Raw genomic sequence first — 21,046 nt, 5'->3', positions numbered from 1 at the left:
ACGTCGCACCGGCCAATTGCGCTAATAAGTCTGGAACTCTAGGATCAAACTATGACGACGTTGGAACCCCGCCCCACCGGTGTGACGGGCGCTCGCCCGGACGGGCCGTTGGCCGATGCGATGCTCGGCCTCGGCAAGTTCTTCACCCGCTACGACGGGACGCCGGACGGCCGCGTGATCTTCAAGAAGGGCGGTCGCGAGGGCGACGTCTTCTATCGCGACCGCTGGAGCCACGACAAGGTCGTGCGGTCCACCCATGGCGTGAACTGCACCGGCTCCTGCTCGTGGAAGGTCTACGTCCGCGACGGCATCATCACGTGGGAGGCTCAGCAGACCGACTATCCGACGGCCGGCCCCGACCGCCCCGAATACGAGCCCCGCGGCTGCCCCCGCGGCGCGGCCTTCTCCTGGTACACCTACTCGCCGACCCGGGTGAAATACCCCTACGGCCGCGGCGTCCTGCTCGAGATGTTCCGCGAGGCCAAGAAGACCCACGGCGACCCCGTGGAGGCCTGGACCTCGATCGTCTCCGATCCCGAGAAGCGCCGCCGTTGGCAGCAGGCCCGCGGCAAGGGCGGCCTGGTCCGCATGAGCTGGGACGAGGCGCTCGAGCTCACCGCCGCCTCCTACGTCCACACCATCAAGACCTGGGGCCCGGACCGCGTGGTCTCGTTCTCGCCGATCCCGGCGATGTCGCAGGTCTCCCACGCCATCGGCACGCGCTTCACCCACCTGCTGGGCGGCGCGATGACCTCGTTCTACGACTGGTACGCCGACCTCCCCGTCGCCAGCCCCCAGGTCTTCGGCGACCAGACCGACGTGCCGGAGTCGGGCGACTGGTGGGACTCGACCTACCTCATGATGTGGGGCTCCAACGTCCCGCTGACGCGTACGCCGGACGCCCACTGGATGACCGAGGTCCGCTACCGCGGCACCAAGGTCGTCACGGTGTCGCCCGACTACGCCGACAACACCAAGTTCGCCGACGAGTGGATGCCGGCCCAGGCCGGCACCGACGCCGCGCTGGCGATGGCCATGGGCCACGTCGTGCTCAACGAGTTCTTCGTCAAGAAGCAGACCCCCTATTTCCACGACTACGTCCGCACCTACACCGACCTGCCCCACCTCGTACGCCTGGCCGAGCACCCCGACGGCCATGGCCTGACGGCCGGCAAGTTCCTCACCGGCGCCGACCTCGGCGACACCAACGAGGACCCGGCGTTCAAGACGGTCGTGTTCGACCTGAAGCAGGGCGACGTCGCGATCCCGAACGGCTCGATGGGCTTCCGCTATCACGAGGACGGCCAGGGCAAGTGGAACCTCGACCTCGGCGAGGTCGACCCGGCGCTGTCGATCATGGACACCGAGGGCTTCGAGACCGTCGAGGTCGCGCTGCCGTGCTTCGAGGATCCGCGCGGCGAGGGCTCGATCATCCGCCGCGGCGTTCCCGTACGCCGGGTCGGCGACCACCTCGTGACCACGGTCTTCGACCTGATGCTGGCGCAGTACGGCGTACCCCGTGACGGGCTGCCGGGCGTCTGGCCGAGCGGCTATGACGACGCGACCACGCCCTACACGCCGGCCTGGCAGGAGGAGATCACCTCGGTCCCCGCCCAGCAGTGCCTGCGCATCGCCCGCGAGTTCGGCCGCAACTCCGAGCAGTCGAGGGGCCGTTCCATGATCATCATGGGCGCCGGCGTCTGCCACTGGTTCCACGCCGACGTCGCCTACCGCTCGATCATGGCGCTGCTGATGCTGACCGGGTGCATCGGGCGCAACGGCGGCGGCTGGGCCCACTACGTGGGCCAGGAGAAGTGCCGTCCCATGATCGGTTGGTTCAACATCGCCAACGCGCTCGACTGGTCGCGCCCGCCGCGGACCATGATCGGAACCGGCTACTGGTACATGCACACCGACCAGTGGCGCACCGACGGCTATTCGGCCGACGCGATCAAGAGCCCGCTGTCGACCGGCGAGCTGGACGGCCTGCACACCGCCGACGCGCTGGTGAAGGCCAACCGCCTGGGTTGGATGCCGTTCTATCCCCAGTTCGACCGCAACCCGCTCGACCTGGCCGACGAGGCCAAGGCCGCCGTCGAGGCCGGCGAGGCCGAGACGCCGGGGGAGTGGATCGCGAACGAGCTCAAGGAGGGACGCCTCAAGAGCGCGATCGAGGACATCGACGCCCCCCAGAACTGGCCGCGCAACCTGATCCTGTGGCGCTCGAACCTGTTCGGCAGCTCGGCCAAGGGCAACGAATATTTCCTCAAGCACCTCCTCGGCACCCACAACAACGTGATGGAGAACGGCCACGGCTCCGACCTGCGGCCGACCGAGATCGCGTGGCACGACGAGGCGCCCGAGGGGAAGCTCGACCTGCTGGTCTCCGCCGACTTCCGCATGACGTCGACGACGCTGCTGTCCGACATCGTCTTCCCGGCGGCGACCTGGTACGAGAAGTACGACCTCAGCTCCACCGACATGCACCCGTTCGTCCACGCGTTCACGCCGGCCATCTCGGCGCCGTGGGAGTGCAAGTCCGACTTCGAGCTGTTCCGCCTGCTGTCGGAGCGAATCTCGCTGTACGCCGGCAAGCACCTCGGCACGCGGTCCGACATCGTCGCCGTCCCGCTCCAGCACGACACCCCCGGCCAGATCGCCCAGCCCGGCGGCAAGGTCTACGACTGGAAGAACACCAACCTCCCGGCCAGGCCCGGCAAGAACATGCCGAACCTGATGGTCGTCGAGCGCGACTACACCGCGATCGCCGACAAGCTCATGACCGTCGGTCCACTGGCCGACAGGCTCGGCTTCACGATCAAGAACATCACCTACGACGTGAAGCACCAGGTCGACCACCTCGGCCGCCTGCACGGTGTCTACGACCGCGGGCCGGCCGCCGGCCGCCCCGCGATCAACACCGACGAGCGCATGGCCGAGGCGATCCTGATCTTCTCCGGCACCACCAACGGCGAGCTCGCCACCCAGGGCTTCCGCACGCTGGAGAAGATGACGGGCCGCAAGCTGGCCGACCTGTCGGAGGGCTCCGAGGAGCGCCGCATCACCTTCGCCGAGACCCAGCAGGCGCCCCAGCCGGTGATCACGTCACCGGAGTGGTCGGGCTCGGAGACCGGCGGCCGCCGCTACACGGCGTTCACGATCAACACCGAGCGCCTCAAGCCGTGGCACACGCTGTCGGGACGCATGCACTTCTTCCTCGACCACGACTGGATGATCGACGCGGGCGAGCAGCTCCCGATCTATCGCCCGCCGCTCAACATGACCCGCATGTACGGCGAGCCCGAGCTCACCGGCCAGGCCGGCCCCAGCGGCGCCAACGGCCGCGAGCGCGAGATCGCGGTGCGCTACCTCACGCCACACAACAAGTGGGCGATCCACTCGGAATACCAGGACAACCTGTTCATGCTCTCGCTGAGCCGCGGCGGCCCCGCCTGCTGGCTGAGCGTCGAGGACGCCGAGGCGATCCAGGTCAAGGACAACGACTGGGTCGAGCTCGTCAACGCCAACGGCGTGTTCGTGGCGCGCGCGATCGTGTCCCACCGCATGCCGGCCGGCATCGTCTACGTGCCGCACGCGCAGGAGCGTACGGTCGACGTCCCCAAGTCCGAGGCCACGGGTCGCCGCGGCGGCATCCACAACTCGGTCACCCGCATCCTGCTGAAGCCCACCCACCTCATCGGCGGGTACGCCCACCAGGCGTACGCGTTCAACTACATCGGACCGACGGGTGTCCAGCGCGACATCGTCTCGGTGATCCGCAAGCGCAACCAGGAGGTGCAGTACTGATGCGCATCATGTGTCAGGTCGGCATGGTCATGAACCTCGACAAGTGCATCGGGTGCCACACCTGCTCGGTGACCTGCAAGCAGGCGTGGACCAACCGCGCCGGAACCGAGTACGTCTGGTTCAACAACGTCGAGACCCGGCCCGGTCAGGGCTATCCGCGGCGCTACGAGGACCAGGAGAAGTGGAAGGGCGGCTGGAAGCTCAACCGCCGCGGCCGCCTCGAGCTGAAGTCCGGCAATCGGCTCCAGAAGCTGTTCGGCATCTTCGCCTCCCCGGTCCAGCCGGAGCTGAACGACTACTACGAGCCGTGGACGTACGACTACCAGACGCTGGTCGAGGCGCCGCTGGGCGACGACTTCCCGGTCGCGCGCCCCAAGTCCTTGATCACCGGCAAGGACATGAAGATCGAATGGTCCTCGAACTGGGACGACGACCTCGGCGGCGTTCATGAGAAGGGCGAGCTCGACCCGATCGTCGCGAAGCTCCGCAAGGAGGCCAACGACAAGATCAAGTTCAGCTTCGAGCAGACCTTCATGTTCTACCTGCCCCGCATCTGCGAGCACTGCCTGAACCCCTCGTGCATGGCGTCGTGCCCCTCGGGCGCGATCTACAAGCGCGAGGAGGACGGCATCGTGCTGGTCGACCAGGACCAGTGCCGCGGCTGGCGCCAGTGCATCACGGGCTGCCCCTACAAGAAGATCTACTTCAACCACCGCACCGGCAAGGCCGAGAAGTGCACGATGTGCTACCCGCGCCTCGAGGTCGGCCTGCCCACCGTGTGCGCCGAGACGTGCGTGGGTCGCCTGCGCTACATCGGCGTGTTCCTCTACGACGCCGACGCGGTGACCGCAGCGGCGAGCGTGCCTGACGAGCAGGACCTCTACCAGGCCCAGCTCGACCTCATGCTCGACCCGAACGACCCGCAGGTCCAGAACCTGGCCCGCCAGCAGGGCATCCCGGAGGACTGGCTCGACGCGGCGAAGAAGTCGCCGGTGTACGCGCTGGCCAAGAAATACAAGGTCGCGCTGCCGCTCCACCCGGAATACCGCACCATGCCGATGGTCTGGTACATCCCGCCGCTGAGCCCCGTCGTCGAGTTGCTGCGCGAGCAGGGCCACGACTCCGAGGCGGCCGGCACGCTGTTCGGCGCGATCGACGAGCTGCGCATCCCGGTGGAATACCTCGCCGAGCTGTTCACGGCCGGCGACGTCTCCGAGGTCGACCGTGTGCTCAAGACCCTCGCGGCCATGCGGGCGTACATGCGTGACATCACGCTGGCCCGCGGAGCCGGACCCAACGCGTCGGGCGGCACCGAGGCGGCCGACGAGTCGATCGCCAACGCGGTCGGACTGTCGGGCGACGAGATGCAGGCCATGTATCGCCTGCTCGCCATCGCCAAATACAACGAGCGCTACGTGATCCCGACGGCCCACGTCGAGGACGCCCACAACCTCGAGGAGATGGGCTGCTCGCTCGACCTCGACGGCGGCGCCGGCATGTACGACAGCGGCGCGTTCGGCGAGGGCTCCGGCCCTGCGATGCCGGTGGCCATGGAGACCTTCCAGGCGCTCAAGCAGCGCCAGACCACCGACGTCCCGACCGGGCGCGAACACCTGCAGGGCCGCGTCAACCTGCTGAACTGGGACGGCAACGGCACCCCGGACGGCATGTTCCCGAAGGACCGACTTCCGAGCGAGCGAAGCGAGTCGAGGAACGATGCGTGACGTCCAGCTCCCCGAGCGTACGCAGCGCGTCCTCTGGCAGGCAGCCGCCTGGCTGCTGTCCTACCCCGACGAGCAGCTCCTCGAGCGCCTCGACCTGATCGAGTCCGCGCTCGCGGAGGAGGGCGTACGCGACCTCGTGTCGCCGATGCTGGACCACCTGCGGTCGACCGACCTGTACGCGTTGCAGGCCTCCCACACCCAGGAGTTCGACATCTCGCGGCGCCATGCGCTGCACCTGACCTACTGGACCGACGGCGACACGCGCCGTCGCGGCGAGGCGCTGTTGGAGTTCAAGCAGGTCTATCGCGACTCGGGCCTGCTGGTGGACCTCGACGGCGAGCTGCCCGACTTCCTGCCGATGGTGCTGGAGTTCGCGGTGGCCGAGCCGGCCGCCGGCCGCGCGCTGTTGATCAAGAACCGCCCCAGCATCGAGCTGCTGCGCCTGGCGCTGCGCGACGACGACCTGCCCCAGCGCTGCGTCGTCGAGGCCGTCTGCGCCACGCTGCCGGGGGAGTCCCCGGCCGACCGGCTGGCGGTGTCTCGGATGAACGGCTACGAGCCGCCCACCGAGTCCGTCGGCCTCGCCCCGTTCGCCACCCGCCTCCCGCTTCTCGACTGACCGGACCCAGGAGCACGCCATGTCACTGATTCCCCTCGCCCTGATCCCGCTCGAGTTGTCGCCGCCCGCCACGACCGCGCTCGACATCCTGCTGTGGGGCGTGCTGCCCTACGTGTCGTTCGCGCTGCTCGTCGGCGGCACGATCTGGCGCTGGAAGTACGACCAGTTCGGCTGGACGACCCGCTCGTCGCAGCTCTATGAGGGTGGCCTGCTGCGCATCGCGTCGCCGCTGTTCCACTTCGGCATCCTGGCCGTCCTGATGGGCCACGTCATGGGCCTGGTGATCCCGAAGACCTGGACCGACTTCGTGGGGCTGTCGCAGCACGCGTACCACCTGATGGCGCTGGTCGTCGGCGGCGTCGCCGGCTTCTGCACCCTGGTCGGCATCGCGCTGCTGATCTACCGCCGGCGCACCACCGGCCCGGTCTTCATGGCCACGACGGTCAACGACAAGATCATGTACGTCTTCCTCGTCGGCGCCATCGTCCTCGGCCTGCTGGCGACGTTCCTCGGCACGACGGGCCGCGACGGGGCCGAGCACAACTATCGCGAGACCGTCTCCATCTGGTGGCGCTCGCTCTGGTATTTCCAGCCCAACGTCGAACACATGGCCGCCGCGCCGCTGTGGTTCCACGTCCACGTGCTCGTGGCGATGGCCCTGTTCGCGCTGTGGCCGTTCACCCGCCTGATCCACGCGTTCTCGGCGCCGGTGCAATACCCGTTCCGCCCCTACATCGTCTATCGCTCGCGCGGTGGTCGCCCCGCCAACACCTCGCCCGTACGCCGGCGCGGCTGGGACCCGATCGGCACGCAGGACAACAACAGCCTCACCCGCACGCGACAGAGCCGCGGCGCCACCCAGGTGAAGAAGAAGCCCACCTCGGTCGAGAAGCCCTGAGGCCTCGGCCCCCGGATCCCTGATTGAACACGTCCCCCTGACAGAAGAAGAACCCCTGACATGAGTACGCAACCGCGCCCCGAGGCCGCACAGCCCGGGGCGGGGCGAGTGCTGACGCTGTCGACCGTCGGCTTCACCGTGATGTTCGCGGTGTGGATGATGTTCGGCATCCTCGGCAAGCCCATCCAGAAGGAATTCCACCTCACCGACGTCCAGCTCAGCTGGATCAGCGCCGTCGCGATCCTCAACGGGTCGATGTGGCGCCTGCCGGCCGGCATGATCACCGACCGGATCGGCGGCCGCAAGGTCATGACCGTCATCCTGCTGCTGTCGGCCGCCGCCTCGTTCGCGGTGTCGTTCGCCCAGAACTATCCGATGCTCCTGCTGCTGGCGTTCCTCGTCGGCTTCGCCGGCAACTCGTTCACCGTCGGCACCGCATGGAACTCCGCCTGGTCGACCAAGAACCGTCAGGGGCTCGCGCTCGGCGTGTTCGGCGCCGGCAACGTCGGCGCGTCGGTGACCAAGTTCATCGGCCCGCCGCTGATCGCCGGCACCGCCGGAGCGCTCTATCTCGGGTTCGTCCCCGGCGGCTGGCGTCTCGTGCCGGTCATCTACACCGTGCTGTTGTTGGTGCTCGCGGTCCTCACCTGGGTGATGACCCCGTCGGCCGACCGCATGCCGGGCGCCGGGCGGCCGATCCGCGAGATGCTCGCGCCGCTGCGCGAAGTGCGCGTGTGGCGCTTCAGCCTCTACTACGTCGCGGTGTTCGGCGCGTACGTCGCGCTGAGCTCGTGGTTGCCGAAGTACTACATGGACAACTTCGACGTCTCGCTGACCACAGCGGGCCTGCTCACGGCCACCTTCATCTTCCCGGCCTCGCTGCTGCGGCCCGTGGGTGGCTGGTTCGCCGACAAGTGGGGCGCCCGCAAGGCCATGTACGGCACGTTCGCCGTCATGCTCGCCACGACCGGCATCCTCATGATGCCCAACGGCCACCTCGTCATCTCGCACGCCGACGGGCGCCAGACGCAGCACCTCGCGTACGCGATGGGGCTCGTGCCGTTCGTGATTCTGGTCTTCCTGCTGGGCTGCGCGATGGGCGTCGGCAAGGCCGCGGTCTACAAGCACATCCCCGAGTACTTCCCCGACAACGTCGGCTCCGTCGGCGGCCTGGTCGGCATGCTCGGGGGCCTGGGCGGCTTCTTCCTGCCGCCGCTGTTCGCCTACACCAAGCAGTGGTCGGGCTTCCCGACCAGCACGTTCTTCGTCCTGTTCTGCCTGACCGCGCTGTGCACCCTGTGGATGCACCTCACGGTCGTACGCATGCTCCACCGCAACTCACCCGAGCTCGCGGACCACTTCGAGATTCCCACCACCACGCCCACCGCGGAGGCACGATCATGAGCACCAACACGAGCGCGGCCGCGTCGCCGCAGAAGGGCCGCACCGGCGGCGAGTGGCTCCAGAACTGGAACCCCGAGGACGAGGCGAACTGGGACAAGGGCCTCGCCTGGCGGACCCTGTGGATCACGACCTTCACCCTCACCCTGTGCTTCGTCGCGTGGTTCCTTCCCTCGGCGATCGCGCCGAAGCTCACGAACCTCGGCTTCAAGCTGACCAACAACCAGCTCTACTGGCTGACGTCGATGCCGGGCCTCGCCGGCGGCCTGATGCGCATCGTCTGGATGGTGCTGCCGCCCATGATCGGCACCCGCAAGATGGTCGCGCTGACCACGGCGCTGCTCATCTTCCCGGTGCTCGGCTGGGGCGTCCGCGTGCAGGACCCGACGACGCCGTTCTGGGAGCTGATGATCCTGTCGTTCCTGTCCGGCATCGGCGGCGGCGCGTTCTCGGGCTTCATGCCGTCGACGTCCTATTTCTTCCCGAAGTCGAAGCAGGGGACCGCGCTCGGTCTCCAGGCAGGCATCGGCAACTTCGGCGTCTCGCTGGTCCAGCTCATGACCCCGTGGCTGATCGGCTTCGGCATGCTCGGCTTCATGGGCAGCTCCCAGAAGATGATCGGCCTGCCCGGCAAGCCCCCGACCGACGTCTGGTATCAGAACGCCGCCCTGTTCTACATCCCCTTCATCGTCATCGGCGCCATCGTGGCCTGGCTGATGCTGAAGTCGGTGCCGATCAAGGCCAACATCAAGCAGCAGTTCGACATCTTCAACAACGCCGACACCTGGTACATGACCATCATCTACATCATGACCTTCGGCACCTTCTCGGGTCTGTCCGCCCAGTTCGGCCTGCTGATGAAGAACCTCTACGGCGCCGGCAACCCGCAGATCGTGCAGGGCGTGGGCGCCACGGCGAAGCTCCTCGTGCCGGGCTATGCGGTGCCTGACCCCGTCGCATACGTCTTCCTCGGTGCGCTCGTCGGCGCCGGGGCCCGCATCATCTTCTCGCCCCTCACCGACCGCATGGGCGGCGCGATCTGGACGCTGGTCTCCGGCATCGGCCTGTTCGCCTCGATCGTGTTCACGATGACCGCGCTCACGCCGAACCCGGCCGCCGGCGCGGCCGCGCTGCAGGCTGACTTCTCGAAGTTCCTGTGGGGCATGCTCGCGATCTTCCTGTTCACCGGCATCGGCAACGCCTCGACGTTCAAGCAGATGCCGATGATCTTCGAGCGGCGCCAGGCCGGCGGTGTCATCGGCTGGACGGCCGCGATCGCCGCCTTCGGCCCGTTCCTGTTCGGCATCGGCCTGACCCTGATGTCGGCCTGGACGTTCTATCTGATCGGCGCGGTGTACGCGCTGCTCTGCATCGCCATCACCTGGATGCGGTACGCCCGCCCGGGGGCCCCGAAGAAGAGCTGAGGTACGCAGGGGCCCGCTCGGTCGATCCGAGCGGGCCTTTGGCGTTCCCGAGCGCTGGTTGAGCTAGCGCAGCGAGTCGAGGAGCACCTCCCGTACGTTCTCCGAGCTAGCGCAGCGAGACGAGGAGCACTCGTCGAGCCCAACTGCTTCCCCGCGAGCCCCATGGGGCTCGCTCACAAACACCTTGGCTCGATCAGTGGTGCATACGCGCCGCTGGCCGAGCGCGCGGAGCGAACGAAGTCGCTTCAGCCGGGGCCGGGGGAGTACTACTACCGGCGCACTGAGCCGATGGCTGCGCGCACGGGCCAGCGGATCGGTCTGCCAGGACGAGGCCATCTTTCAGTCGATCACGCAGGCGTTGAGGGAGAATCCCGCCCGACAAGCGGGCGGCGATGCTCGTCGACGGCCCACCCCCGTGGGTGCCGCTCCCGGGGCGCGACTGCAGGCGTGTCGAATCGGACCCGACACGGAGGTCTTTCAGTGCACCTGACCGGCCGACGGGGCCCGACGAGGCCGACATCACCCGCCCCGCCGCACCGCAGTGCTTGCGCACGGGCCTCGTCTCGCTATGCTTTTCGCAGGCGTTCAAGGGCTCGTGGGTTTCCGAGCCGCTGACTTGACCGTTCTGCTCCGCCGCGCGCTCGGCGACTTTACAAAGCGCTCATCCGGGTCTAGAGTGGGTGTTTGCCCACGCTCATTGTCGACCCTTCGTCCAGCCAGTGCTTGACACGGGTCGTTCAGCATGCATACAGAACGCAAGCGAGTTCTCGGAAGGACCAAGCTGTTGGCCGCCCCGCGCACTGCCTCGAACACGAACATCATCTCCCCCGCCGGTCGAATCTCGTTCGCGAAGATCGCCGAGCCCATGGAGGTCCCCGACCTCCTCGACCTGCAGGTCGACTCCTTCGACTGGCTGATCGGCAACAAGGTCTGGCGTGACCGGGTCGATGCCGCGCTCGAGGAGGGCCGCACCGACGTCAACACCAAGTCCGGCCTCGAGGAGATCTTCGAAGAGATCTCCCCGATCGAGGACTTCTCCTCGACGATGTCGCTGTCGTTCCGCGACCACCGTTTCGAGGACCCGAAGTTCTCCGTCGACGAGTGCAAGGACCGCGACGTGACGTACGCGGCCCCGCTCTTCGTGACGGCCGAGTTCATGAACAACGACACCGGCGAGATCAAGTCCCAGACGGTGTTCATGGGTGACTTCCCCCTGATGACCGACAAGGGCACCTTCGTCATCAACGGCACCGAGCGTGTCGTGGTGTCCCAGCTCGTCCGTTCGCCGGGCGTCTATTTCGAGCAGACCCCCGACAAGACGTCCGACAAGGACATCTTCACCTGCAAGGTGATCCCGTCGCGCGGCGCGTGGCTCGAGTTCGAGGTCGACAAGCGCGACATCGTCGGCGTGCGTCTCGACCGCAAGCGCAAGCAGAACGTCACCGTGCTGCTGAAGGCGCTGGGCTGGACCGACGAGAAGATCCTCGAGGAGTTCGGCGACTACGAGTCGATGCGTTTGACGCTGGAGAAGGACTCGACGACCGGCCAGGACGACGCGCTGCTCGACATCTACCGCAAGCTGCGCCCGGGCGAACCGCCGACCCGCGAGGCCGCCCAGTCGCTGCTGGAGAACTACTACTTCAACCCGAAGCGCTACGACCTCGCGAAGGTCGGCCGTTACAAGATCAACAAGAAGCTCGGCCTGACCGAGGCCTTCGACCAGCAGGTCCTGACGGTCGACGACATCGTGGCGGCCATCCGCTATGTCGTCGCGCTCCACGAGGGTCGCGAGACGCTGCCCACCGAGGGTGACGCCGTCGACCTGATCGTCGAAGAGGACGACATCGACCACTTCGGCAACCGCCGCCTGCGTACGGTCGGCGAGCTGATCCAGAACCAGCTCCGCACCGGCCTCGGCCGCATGGAGCGCGTCGTCCGCGACCGCATGACGACCCAGGACATCGAGGCCATCACGCCTCAGACCTTGATCAACATCCGCCCCGTGGTGGCGGCGCTCAAGGAGTTCTTCGGCACGTCGCAGCTGTCGCAGTTCATGGACCAGAACAACCCGCTCGCGGGCCTGACCCACAAGCGTCGCCTGTCGGCGCTGGGCCCGGGCGGCCTGTCGCGCGACCGCGCCGGCATGGAGGTCCGTGACGTCCACCCGTCGCACTACGGCCGCATGTGCCCGATCGAGACCCCTGAAGGCCCGAACATCGGTCTGATCGGCTCGCTTGCCTCGTTCGGTCGCGTCAACGCGTTCGGCTTCATCGAGACGCCCTACCGTCGCGTCGAGAACGGTGTCGTCACCAACGACATCGACTACCTCACCGCCGACGAGGAGGACCGCTTCGTGGTCGCCCAGGCGAACGCCATCCTCAACGAGGACGGCTCGTTCGCCGAGGAGCGCGTCCTGGTCCGCAAGCGCCACGGTGACGTCGACACGATCCCGGCCGCCGAGGTGCAATACATGGACGTCTCGCCGCGCCAGATGGTGTCGGTCGCGACGGCCCTGATCCCGTTCCTCGAGCACGACGACGCGTCGCGCGCCCTCATGGGCGCCAACATGCAGCGCCAGGCCGTGCCGCTCATCCAGAGCGACCGCCCGTTCGTCGGCACCGGCATGGAATACCGCGCCGCCGTCGACGGCGGCGAGGTCACGGTCGCCGGCAAGGGCGGCGTCGTCTCGTCGGTCTCGGCCGACCTGATCGAGATCACCTGCGACGACGGCACCTACCAGACCTACCGCCTCCAGAAGTTCCGTCGCTCGAACGCCGGCACCTGCATCAACCAGCGCCCGCTGGTGTCTGCCGGTGACCGCATCGAGCCCGGTACGCCGCTGGCCGACGGTCCGGCGACCGACAACGCCGAGATGGCGCTGGGCCGCAACCTGCTCGTGGCGTTCATGCCGTGGGAGGGCCACAACTACGAGGACGCGATCATCCTGTCGCAGCGCCTCGTGCAGGACGACGTCCTCACCTCGATCCACATCGAGGAGCACGAGGTCGACGCCCGCGACACGAAGCTGGGCGCCGAGGAGATCACGCGGGACATCCCGAACGTCTCCGAGGAGATGCTGGCCAACCTCGACGAGCGCGGCATCATCCGCATCGGCGCCGAGGTCGGCACCGGCGACATCCTGGTCGGCAAGGTCACGCCCAAGGGCGAGACCGAGCTCACCCCCGAGGAGCGCCTGCTGCGCGCCATCTTCGGTGAGAAGGCCCGCGAGGTCCGCGACACCTCCATGAAGGTGCCCCACGGCGAGTCCGGCACCGTCATCGGCGTCCGCGTCTTCGACCGCGAGGAGGGCGACGAGCTCGCTCCCGGCGTGAACCAGCTGGTCCGCGTCTATGTCGCCCAGAAGCGCAAGATCTCCGACGGCGACAAGCTCGCCGGCCGCCACGGCAACAAGGGCGTCATCTCGAAGATCCTGCCCGTGGAGGACATGCCGTTCCTCGAGGACGGCACGCCGGTCGACGTCGTTCTCAACCCGCTGGGCGTGCCCTCCCGCATGAACGTGGGCCAGGTCATGGAGCTTCACCTCGGGTGGATCGCCAAGACCGGCTGGGACGTGACCGAGGTCGACGAGCCCTGGGCACACCGCCTGGTCGAGAACGGCATCGGCATGATGCAGGGCGACCAGCGCCTCGCGACCCCGGTGTTCGACGGCGCCACGGAGGAGGAGATCTCCGGTCTCCTCGCCCACGGCCTGCCCACGCGCGACGGCAAGCAGCTCGTGGACGGCACCGGCAAGGCCCCGCTGTTCGACGGCCGTTCCGGTGAGCCCTACCCCGAGCCCATCGGCGTCGGCTACATGTATGTCCTGAAGCTCCACCACCTGGTCGACGACAAGATCCACGCGCGCTCGACCGGCCCCTACTCCATGATCACGCAGCAGCCCCTGGGCGGTAAGGCCCAGTTCGGCGGCCAGCGGTTCGGCGAGATGGAGGTCTGGGCCCTGGAGGCGTACGGCGCCGCCTGGGCACTGCAGGAGCTCCTGACCATCAAGTCGGACGACGTGCAGGGCCGCGTGAAGGTCTACGAGGCGATCGTCAAGGGCGAGAACATCCCCGAGCCCGGCATCCCCGAGTCCTTCAAGGTGCTCGTGAAGGAAATGAAGTCGCTGTGCCTGAACGTCGAGGTGCTGTCGTCCGACGGCACCGTCGTCGAGCTGCGCGACAGCGACGAGGACAACTTCCGCGCGTCGGAGGAATTCGGCATCGACCTCTCCCGCCGTCCGGGCGAGGGCTTCGCCGGAGTCGAAGAGGTCTGAGCACGGTGAGCCCGGCGTACGCACGCCAACCCGCGTACGCCGGCTCCCGCTCGGTCCCCACCACCTGAACCCACTGGCTGACGCCTGAAGGAAAGAGAAAACAACGTGCTCGACGTGAACTTCTTCGACGAACTGCGCATCGGACTCGCGACCGCGGATGAGATCCGTGAATGGTCCCACGGCGAGGTCAAGAAGCCCGAGACGATCAACTACCGCACGCTCAAGCCCGAGCGCGACGGCCTCTTCTGCGAGAAGATCTTCGGACCGACCCGCGACTGGGAGTGCTACTGCGGCAAATACAAGCGCGTGCGCTTTAAGGGCATCATCTGCGAGCGCTGCGGCGTCGAGGTGACCCGTTCCGGCGTACGCCGTGAGCGCATGGGCCACATCGAGCTCGCGGCTCCCGTGACCCACATCTGGTATTTCAAGGGCGTCCCGTCGCGCCTGGGCTACCTGCTCGACATCGCCCCGAAGGACCTCGAGAAGGTCATCTACTTCGCGGCCTACATGATCACCGGAGTCGACGAGGAGGCGCGTCACCGCGACCTCGCCTCGCTCGAGGCCAAGGTCGAGAACGAGCGCAAGCAGCGCGAGAAGCAGCGCGACTCCGACGTCGAGAACCGCATGAAGAAGCTCGAGGAGGACATGGCGTCCCTCGAGGCCGAGGGCGCCAAGGCCGACCAGAAGAAGAAGGTCAAGGACGGCGCCGAGAAGGAGGTCAAGCAGCTGCGCGACCGCGCGCAGCGTGAGCTCGACCGCCTGGACGCCGTGTGGAGCCGGTTCAAGTCGCTCAAGGTCCAGGACCTCGAGGGCGACGAGATCCTCTACCGCGCGATGAAGGAGCGCTTCGGCAAATACTTCGAGGGCTCGATGGGTGCCGCCGCGATCCAGCGCCGCCTGGAGACCTTCGACCTGACCGCCGAGGCCGAGTCGCTGCGCGACACCATCACCAACGGCAAGGGCCAGCGCAAGACTCGCGCCCTCAAGCGCCTCAAGGTGGTGTCGGCGTTCCTGTCGACCCAGAACTCGCCGACCGGCATGGTGCTGGACTGCGTCCCGGTCATCCCGCCGGACCTGCGCCCGATGGTGCAGCTCGACGGTGGCCGCTTCGCGACCTCCGACCTGAACGACCTGTATCGCCGCGTCATCAACCGCAACAACCGCCTCAAGCGCCTCCTTGACCTCGGTGCGCCCGAGATCATCGTGAACAACGAGAAGCGCATGTTGCAGGAGGCCGTCGACTCCCTGTTCGACAACGGTCGTCGCGGCCGCCCGGTCACGGGCCCCGGCAACCGGCCGCTCAAGTCGATCTCCGACATGCTCAAGGGCAAGCAGGGTCGCTTCCGCCAGAACCTGCTCGGCAAGCGCGTCGACTATTCGGGCCGTTCGGTCATCGTCGTCGGCCCCCAGCTCAAGCTCCACCAGTGCGGCCTGCCGAAGGCCATGGCGCTCGAGCTGTTCAAGCCGTTCGTGATGAAGCGTCTGGACGACCTGAACCACGCCCAGAACATCAAGTCGGCCAAGCGCATGGTCGAGCGCCAGCGCCCGGTGGTGTGGGACGTCCTCGAAGAGGTCATCTCGGAGCACCCGGTGCTGCTCAACCGCGCGCCCACGCTGCACCGCCTCGGCATCCAGGCCTTCGAGCCCCAGCTGATCGAGGGCAAGGCCATCCAGATCCACCCGCTCGTCTGCACGGCGTTCAACGCCGACTTCGACGGTGACCAGATGGCCGTCCACCTGCCGCTGTCGGCCGAGGCCCAGGCCGAGGCCCGCATCCTCATGTTGTCGACGAACAACATCCTGAAGCCGGCCGACGGTCGCCCCGTCACCATGCCGACCCAGGACATGATCATCGGCCACTACTTCCTGACCCAGCAGCGCGACGACCTGCCCGGTGCGGGCCGCGCGTTCGGCTCGGTGGCCGAGGGCCTCATGGCCTTCGACCGCAAGGAGCTCGGCGTGGGCGCCCCGATCAAGCTGCGCCTGCGTGACATCGTCCCGCCGGCCGGCCAGGAGCTGCGCGCCGACGGTTCGATCATGATGGAGACGACGCTCGGTCGCGCCCTGTTCAACGAGGCGCTGCCGGCCGACTACCCCTTCGTGAACGCCGAGGTCGGCAAGAAGCAGCTGGGCGTGATCATCAACGACCTCGCGGAGCGCTATCCGAAGGTGGAGGTCGCCCAGACCCTCGACAACCTGAAGGAGCTCGGCTTCCGCTGGGCGACCCGCTCGGGCGTCACGGTCTCGATCTCCGACGTGCTCACCCCGGCCGACAAGCCGGAGATCCTCGCCGGCTACGAGGAGCGCTCGACCAAGATCGACAAGCAGTACGAGCGTGGCCTCATCACCGAGGAGGAGCGCCGTCAGGAGCTCATCGAGATCTGGACCGACGCGACCGCGGTGCTCACCGCGGCCATGGAGAAGAACTTCACGCGTACGAACCCCATCGCCATGATGGTGAACTCGGGCGCGCGAGGAAACATGACCCAGATGCGTCAGATCGCCGCCATGCGTGGCCTCGTGGCCAACCCGAAGGGCGAGATCATCCCGCGCCCGATCAAGTCGAACTTCCGCGAGGGCCTGACCGTCCTGGAATACTTCATCTCCACCCACGGTGGCCGAAAGGGCCAGGCCGACACGGCGCTGCGTACGGCCGACTCCGGCTACCTGACCCGTCGCCTCGTCGACGTGTCGCAGGACGTCATCATCCGCGAGGAGGACTGCGGCACCGAGCGTGGCCTCACCAAGGCGATCGCGCTCGACGAGAACGGCAAGCTGCTCATCGACGACAACGTCGAGACCGCGGTGTACGCGCGTACCCTCGCCGTCGACATCACCGACGACAAGGGCGACGTGCTGGTCCCGGCCGGCGTCGACCTCGGTGACGTCAACATCGCGATGCTCATCAACTCGGGCGTCACGAAGGTCAAGGTCCGCTCGGTCCTGACCTGCGAGGCCGTCACCGGCACGTGCGCCATGTGCTACGGCCGCTCGCTGGCCACCGGCAAGCTCGTCGACGTCGGCGAGGCCGTCGGCATCGTCGCGGCCCAGTCGATCGGCGAGCCCGGCACCCAGCTGACGATGCGTACCTTCCACACCGGTGGTGTGGCCGGCGACGACATCACGCAGGGTCTGCCCCGTGTGGTCGAGCTCTTCGAGGCCCGCCAGCCCAAGGGCAAGGCCCCGATCGCCGAGGTCGCCGGACGCATCCGCATCGAGGAGGGCGAGCGCTCGCGCAAGGTCTACCTCGTCCCGGACGACGGCACCGAGGAGATGGAGGTCGTCATCGGCCGCCGTGCGCGCCTCGAGGTCGAGGACGGCGACTCCGTGACCGTGGGCCAGCAGCTCACGGCCGGTACGCCGGACCCGCAGGACGTGCTGCGCATCCTGGGCGTCCGCAAGGTGCAGGAGCACCTCGTGGAGGAGGTCCAGAAGGTGTATCGCACGCAGGGCGCCGCGATCCACGAGAAGCACATCGAGATCATCATCCGCCAGATGCTGCGACGCATCACGGTCATCGAGTCCGGCGACACCACCCTGCTGCCGGGTGACTGGGCCGACCGCACGGCGTATGAGGGCGAGAACCGCAAGGTCGTCGCCGAGGGCGGTCAGCCGGCCTCGGGTCGCCCGGTCCTGATGGGCATCACCAAGGCATCGCTGGCCACCGAGTCGTGGCTGTCGGCGGCGTCCTTCCAGGAGACGACGAAGGTCCTCACCGACGCGGCGATCCACGGCAAGTCCGACTCGCTGCGCGGCCTGAAGGAGAACGTCATCCTCGGCAAGCTGATCCCGGCCGGCACCGGCCTGGACCGCTACCGCAACGTGCGCGTCGAGCCCACCGCCGAGGCCAAGGCCACGGCGTACTCGATGACGTACGACCCGTACGACTACGACTTCGGTCAGGGTTCGGGTGCGGCAGTGCCGCTGGACGACTTCGACCTCGGAGAATTCCGCTAAGGAGACACCGAAAGCCCCCGCGACCCAAGGGTCGCGGGGGCTTTCCCGTTGGCTGAGCGAGCGCAGCGAGTCGAAGCTACGCCACGCGCTCACGTTCTCCGAGCGAGCGCCAGCGAGACGAGGAGCCGCACTGGTCGACTGGCGCTCTACGCCACGCGCTCCCGCCCGCTCGCGAACCCCAGCCACGTGTGGCGGTTGCCGTGCCAGCACCAGCCCACCTTCGGCGCACCCTTCCGCGCCCGGCCGTCGCGGCCCGTGCCGCCGCTGATCCACAGCGCCGGCGTCCGCGCGTCGAAGCCGCCCCGCGCCTTCGGCTTCCGTGACCCGATGCACATGAAGCAGCGGTTCGGCTCGAGGCGCCCCGGCTCCTGCAGCAGCCAGCCGATGCCCTCGCTGATCGTCAGCGGCGTGCGGCCGCGGCGGGTGAGCTCCGGCAGGGCGTCCGCCGGCGTCCAGTTGAGCAGGTCGTCGCCGCGGTCGACGTCGGTCACCAGATAGAGGGGTGCCTCGGGGACGTCCAGCCCCGGCAGCGGCACGAACTCCGCCAGGTCGACCATGTCCTCCACCACGAAGCCCGGCAGCCCGTCCCGCGACAGCAGGGGAGCGAGGTCGGCGGCGGGGACGAGTGCCGGGTTCACCACGACGAGCCCGTCGGTCACCTCCGGCAGGGCGCGGCCCAGGGCGTCGAACTCCGCTCGGGACAGCCCCGCCAGCGCGGGGACGCCGAGGTCGCCGAGGCGGGCCACCTGCTCACTGATGGTCATGTCCAGCGAGCGTACGCTCGGGCCAAGAATTGCCTCGGTGAGAAGCCGCCCGCATCGCACTACCGGCAAGTAGCATGGCCCCAGACCACCGCGACCCCGAAAGGCCCGTCATGCCCCGCCACCTGTTCGAAGAAGAGCACGAGGACTTCCGCGCCTCCGTCCGCGAGTTCGTCGACCGGACGCTGATGCCCCGCGCCGACGAGATGATCGAGGCCCACGAGATCCCGCGCGACATCTGGCTCAAGGCCGGCGAGCAGGGCTTCTTCGGCTTCGGCATCCCGGAGGAATACGGCGGCGTCGGCATCGACGACTACCGCTTCTCGGCGGTCGCGACCGAGGAGTTCGCCCGCAGCAGCGCCGCGGTCAACTCGTGCTTCGGCATCCACTCGGGCGTCACGGCGCCCTACATCGTCCACCTCGGCACCGAGGAGCAGAAGCAGCGCTGGCTGCCGGCTGTCGCCGCGGGAGAGAAGATCCTCGCGATCGGCATGACCGAGCCGTCGGGCGGCTCCGACCTGGCGTCGCTCAAGACCACCGCCGTACGCGACGGCGACGGCTGGGTCATCAACGGCTCGAAGACGTTCATCACCAACGGCCACCAGTGCGACCTCGCCGTCGTCGCGGCCCGCACCGATCCCGAGAAGAAGGCGAAGGGCATCTCGCTGTTCGTCGTCGAGACCGGCACCGAGGGCTACACCAAGGGCTCGAAGCTCGACAAGGTGGGCCAGGACGAGTCGGCCACCTCCGAGCTGTTCTTCGACAATGTCCGCGTGGGCGACGACGCGCTGCTCGGCCCGCTCGACATGGGCTTCATCGAGATGATGAAGCACCTCCCGCAGGAGCGCATCGGCTCGGCGATCGCCAACATCGCCCACGCCACGTGGATCCTGAAGGAGACGATCGAATACACGAAGGAGCGCAAGGCCTTCGGGCAGGCCATCGGCTCGATGCAGCACAACAAGTTCAAGATCGCCGAGCTGCAGACCAAGGTCGAGGTCACGCAGGCGTACGTCGACGACTGCGTCCTGGCCCACTCACAGGGGAAGCTGACCTCGGTCGACGCCGCCAAGGCCAAGTGGTGGTCGTCGCAGGTGCAGGGCGAGGTGCTCGACGAGTGCGTCCAGCTGCACGGCGGCTATGGCTTCATGAACGAATATCGCGTGGCGCGCGCCTGGCGCGACGCCCGCGTGACCCGCATCTGGGCCGGCTCGAACGAGATCATGAAGGAACTCATCGGCCGCGACCTCGGCCTGTGAGCGGGGAGCGACTACGGTTCACGCCGCGCACGCTGACCTGGGGCCTGCGCGTCTGGCCACCGTTCCTCGGCGCCGGCATCTTCGTGCGCCACATCGCCGACGACTGGTCGTCCGCGCGCATCGAGCTGTCCCACAACCCCTTGGTCGCCAACGCCAACCGCACCGCGTTCGGCGGGTCGATCCAGTCGATGACCGACCCGCTGTACGCCCTGCTCCTCATGGGGCGCCTCGGCCATGACTACAACATCTGGGACACCGCGGCCGAGACGCGGTTCGTGAAGCCCGGGCGTACGCGCATGCACGCGACGATCGTCCTCACCGACGAGGTCGTCGAGCAGATCAGGGAGAAGACGGCCGACGGGTCGAAGTGCCTGACCTGGTTCGACGTCGACATCCTCGACGCCCACGACGAGGTCGTGGCCCACGTGCGGCGCGAGGTCTACGTGCGGCGCAAGAAGGGTCGCTGAGTCAGCGGTCGCCCTCGAGGAGCGCCAGCAGGCGGGCGAGCTCGGCGCGCTCGGCGCTGCTGAGCACCGAGAAGTACGCCGCCGCGCCCGCCTCCCGGTCGCGCTCGATCGCCGCGTGGACGCGTACGCCGTCGTCGGTGAGCCGCAGCAGGGTGGCGCGACGGTCGTCGGGGTGGGGGAGGCGCTCGACGAGCCCGGCCGCCGCGAGGTGGTCGAGCACGTCGGTGGCCGAGCGTGGCGCGATGCGGAGGCGCTCGGCGACGTCGGAGGGCCGCGGGTCGTCGAGCTGGGCCACGGTGCGCAGCGCCCGCAGCTGGTGGGGGTTGAGCCCATGGGGCTCGGCGGCCGCGACGGTGAGCCGCCGCAGGGCGTGCGAGACCCGGCGTACGCGGTCGGGCAGGTCGTCCATGGGAACAAACCTAGTGGGTCGCGTGTTAGCCTCATTGTGAGGTTGCC

General features: G+C 67.9%; 12 protein-coding genes. 10 read left to right on the top strand and 2 right to left on the bottom strand.

The window, feature by feature from the left end; genetic code table 11:
- The first annotated feature begins 51 nt into the window (after positions 1 to 51).
- The 8 genes from ACYVAG_RS03865 (at position 52) to ACYVAG_RS03830 (ending at position 18,103) form a co-directional block, all read left to right on the top strand.
- Complete coding sequence (locus ACYVAG_RS03865) at positions 52 to 3,807, top strand: nitrate reductase subunit alpha (protein ID WP_460766728.1); 3,756 nt, start codon at positions 52 to 54, stop codon at positions 3,805 to 3,807.
- On the top strand, positions 3,807 to 5,531 hold the full coding sequence (narH, locus tag ACYVAG_RS03860) for a nitrate reductase subunit beta (protein WP_460766726.1): 1,725 nt from the start codon (positions 3,807 to 3,809) through the stop codon (positions 5,529 to 5,531). Before ACYVAG_RS03865 ends, narH begins: the two co-directional genes overlap by 1 nt.
- A complete protein-coding gene (gene narJ, locus ACYVAG_RS03855) occupies positions 5,524 to 6,150 on the top strand; it encodes a nitrate reductase molybdenum cofactor assembly chaperone (protein WP_460766723.1) in 627 nt (208 codons plus the stop codon). Before narH ends, narJ begins: the two co-directional genes overlap by 8 nt.
- Positions 6,151 to 6,169: 19 nt before the next feature.
- The gene (gene narI, locus ACYVAG_RS03850) at positions 6,170 to 7,048 is read left to right on the top strand and encodes a respiratory nitrate reductase subunit gamma (protein ID WP_460766720.1); all 879 of its coding nucleotides are present in this window, start codon (positions 6,170 to 6,172) and stop codon (positions 7,046 to 7,048) included.
- 60 nt (positions 7,049 to 7,108) lie between these two features.
- A complete protein-coding gene (locus ACYVAG_RS03845) occupies positions 7,109 to 8,452 on the top strand; it encodes an MFS transporter (RefSeq protein WP_460766718.1) in 1,344 nt (447 codons plus the stop codon).
- Positions 8,449 to 9,873, top strand: a complete 1,425-nt coding sequence (locus ACYVAG_RS03840; protein ID WP_460766714.1) for an MFS transporter — start codon at positions 8,449 to 8,451, stop codon at positions 9,871 to 9,873. The genes ACYVAG_RS03845 and ACYVAG_RS03840 overlap by 4 nt, the downstream gene beginning before the upstream one ends.
- Before the next feature lie 784 nt (positions 9,874 to 10,657).
- Complete coding sequence (rpoB, locus tag ACYVAG_RS03835; protein ID WP_460766712.1) at positions 10,658 to 14,146, top strand: DNA-directed RNA polymerase subunit beta; 3,489 nt, start codon at positions 10,658 to 10,660, stop codon at positions 14,144 to 14,146.
- A 105-nt stretch (positions 14,147 to 14,251) separates the two neighbouring features.
- The gene (locus ACYVAG_RS03830; protein ID WP_460766710.1) at positions 14,252 to 18,103 is read left to right on the top strand and encodes a DNA-directed RNA polymerase subunit beta'; all 3,852 of its coding nucleotides are present in this window, start codon (positions 14,252 to 14,254) and stop codon (positions 18,101 to 18,103) included.
- A gap of 146 nt (positions 18,104 to 18,249) precedes the next feature.
- On the opposite strand, the gene ACYVAG_RS03825 is transcribed toward ACYVAG_RS03830, so the two are convergent.
- A complete protein-coding gene (locus tag ACYVAG_RS03825; RefSeq protein ID WP_460766707.1) occupies positions 18,250 to 18,867 on the bottom strand; it encodes a DUF5701 family protein in 618 nt (205 codons plus the stop codon).
- Between the two features lie 110 nt (positions 18,868 to 18,977).
- Between ACYVAG_RS03825 and ACYVAG_RS03820 the strand changes: the two genes are divergently transcribed.
- Together ACYVAG_RS03820 and ACYVAG_RS03815 are read left to right on the top strand one after the other, a co-directional pair.
- The gene (locus ACYVAG_RS03820; RefSeq protein ID WP_460766705.1) at positions 18,978 to 20,123 is read left to right on the top strand and encodes an acyl-CoA dehydrogenase family protein; all 1,146 of its coding nucleotides are present in this window, start codon (positions 18,978 to 18,980) and stop codon (positions 20,121 to 20,123) included.
- Positions 20,120 to 20,590: a DUF4442 domain-containing protein gene (locus ACYVAG_RS03815; protein ID WP_460766702.1), complete on the top strand. Its 471-nt coding sequence runs from the start codon at positions 20,120 to 20,122 to the stop codon at positions 20,588 to 20,590. Before ACYVAG_RS03820 ends, ACYVAG_RS03815 begins: the two co-directional genes overlap by 4 nt.
- A 1-nt stretch (position 20,591) precedes the next feature.
- On the opposite strand, the gene ACYVAG_RS03810 is transcribed toward ACYVAG_RS03815, so the two are convergent.
- Positions 20,592 to 20,999 carry a MarR family winged helix-turn-helix transcriptional regulator gene (locus ACYVAG_RS03810; RefSeq protein ID WP_460766699.1) on the bottom strand — a complete coding sequence of 136 codons (408 nt, stop codon included), beginning with the start codon at positions 20,997 to 20,999 and terminating at the stop codon, positions 20,592 to 20,594.
- Between the last annotated feature and the right edge of the window lie 47 nt (positions 21,000 to 21,046).

This window comes from Mariniluteicoccus flavus (genome assembly GCF_054776655.1).
This window is presented reverse-complemented; position numbering and strand designations above follow the sequence as displayed.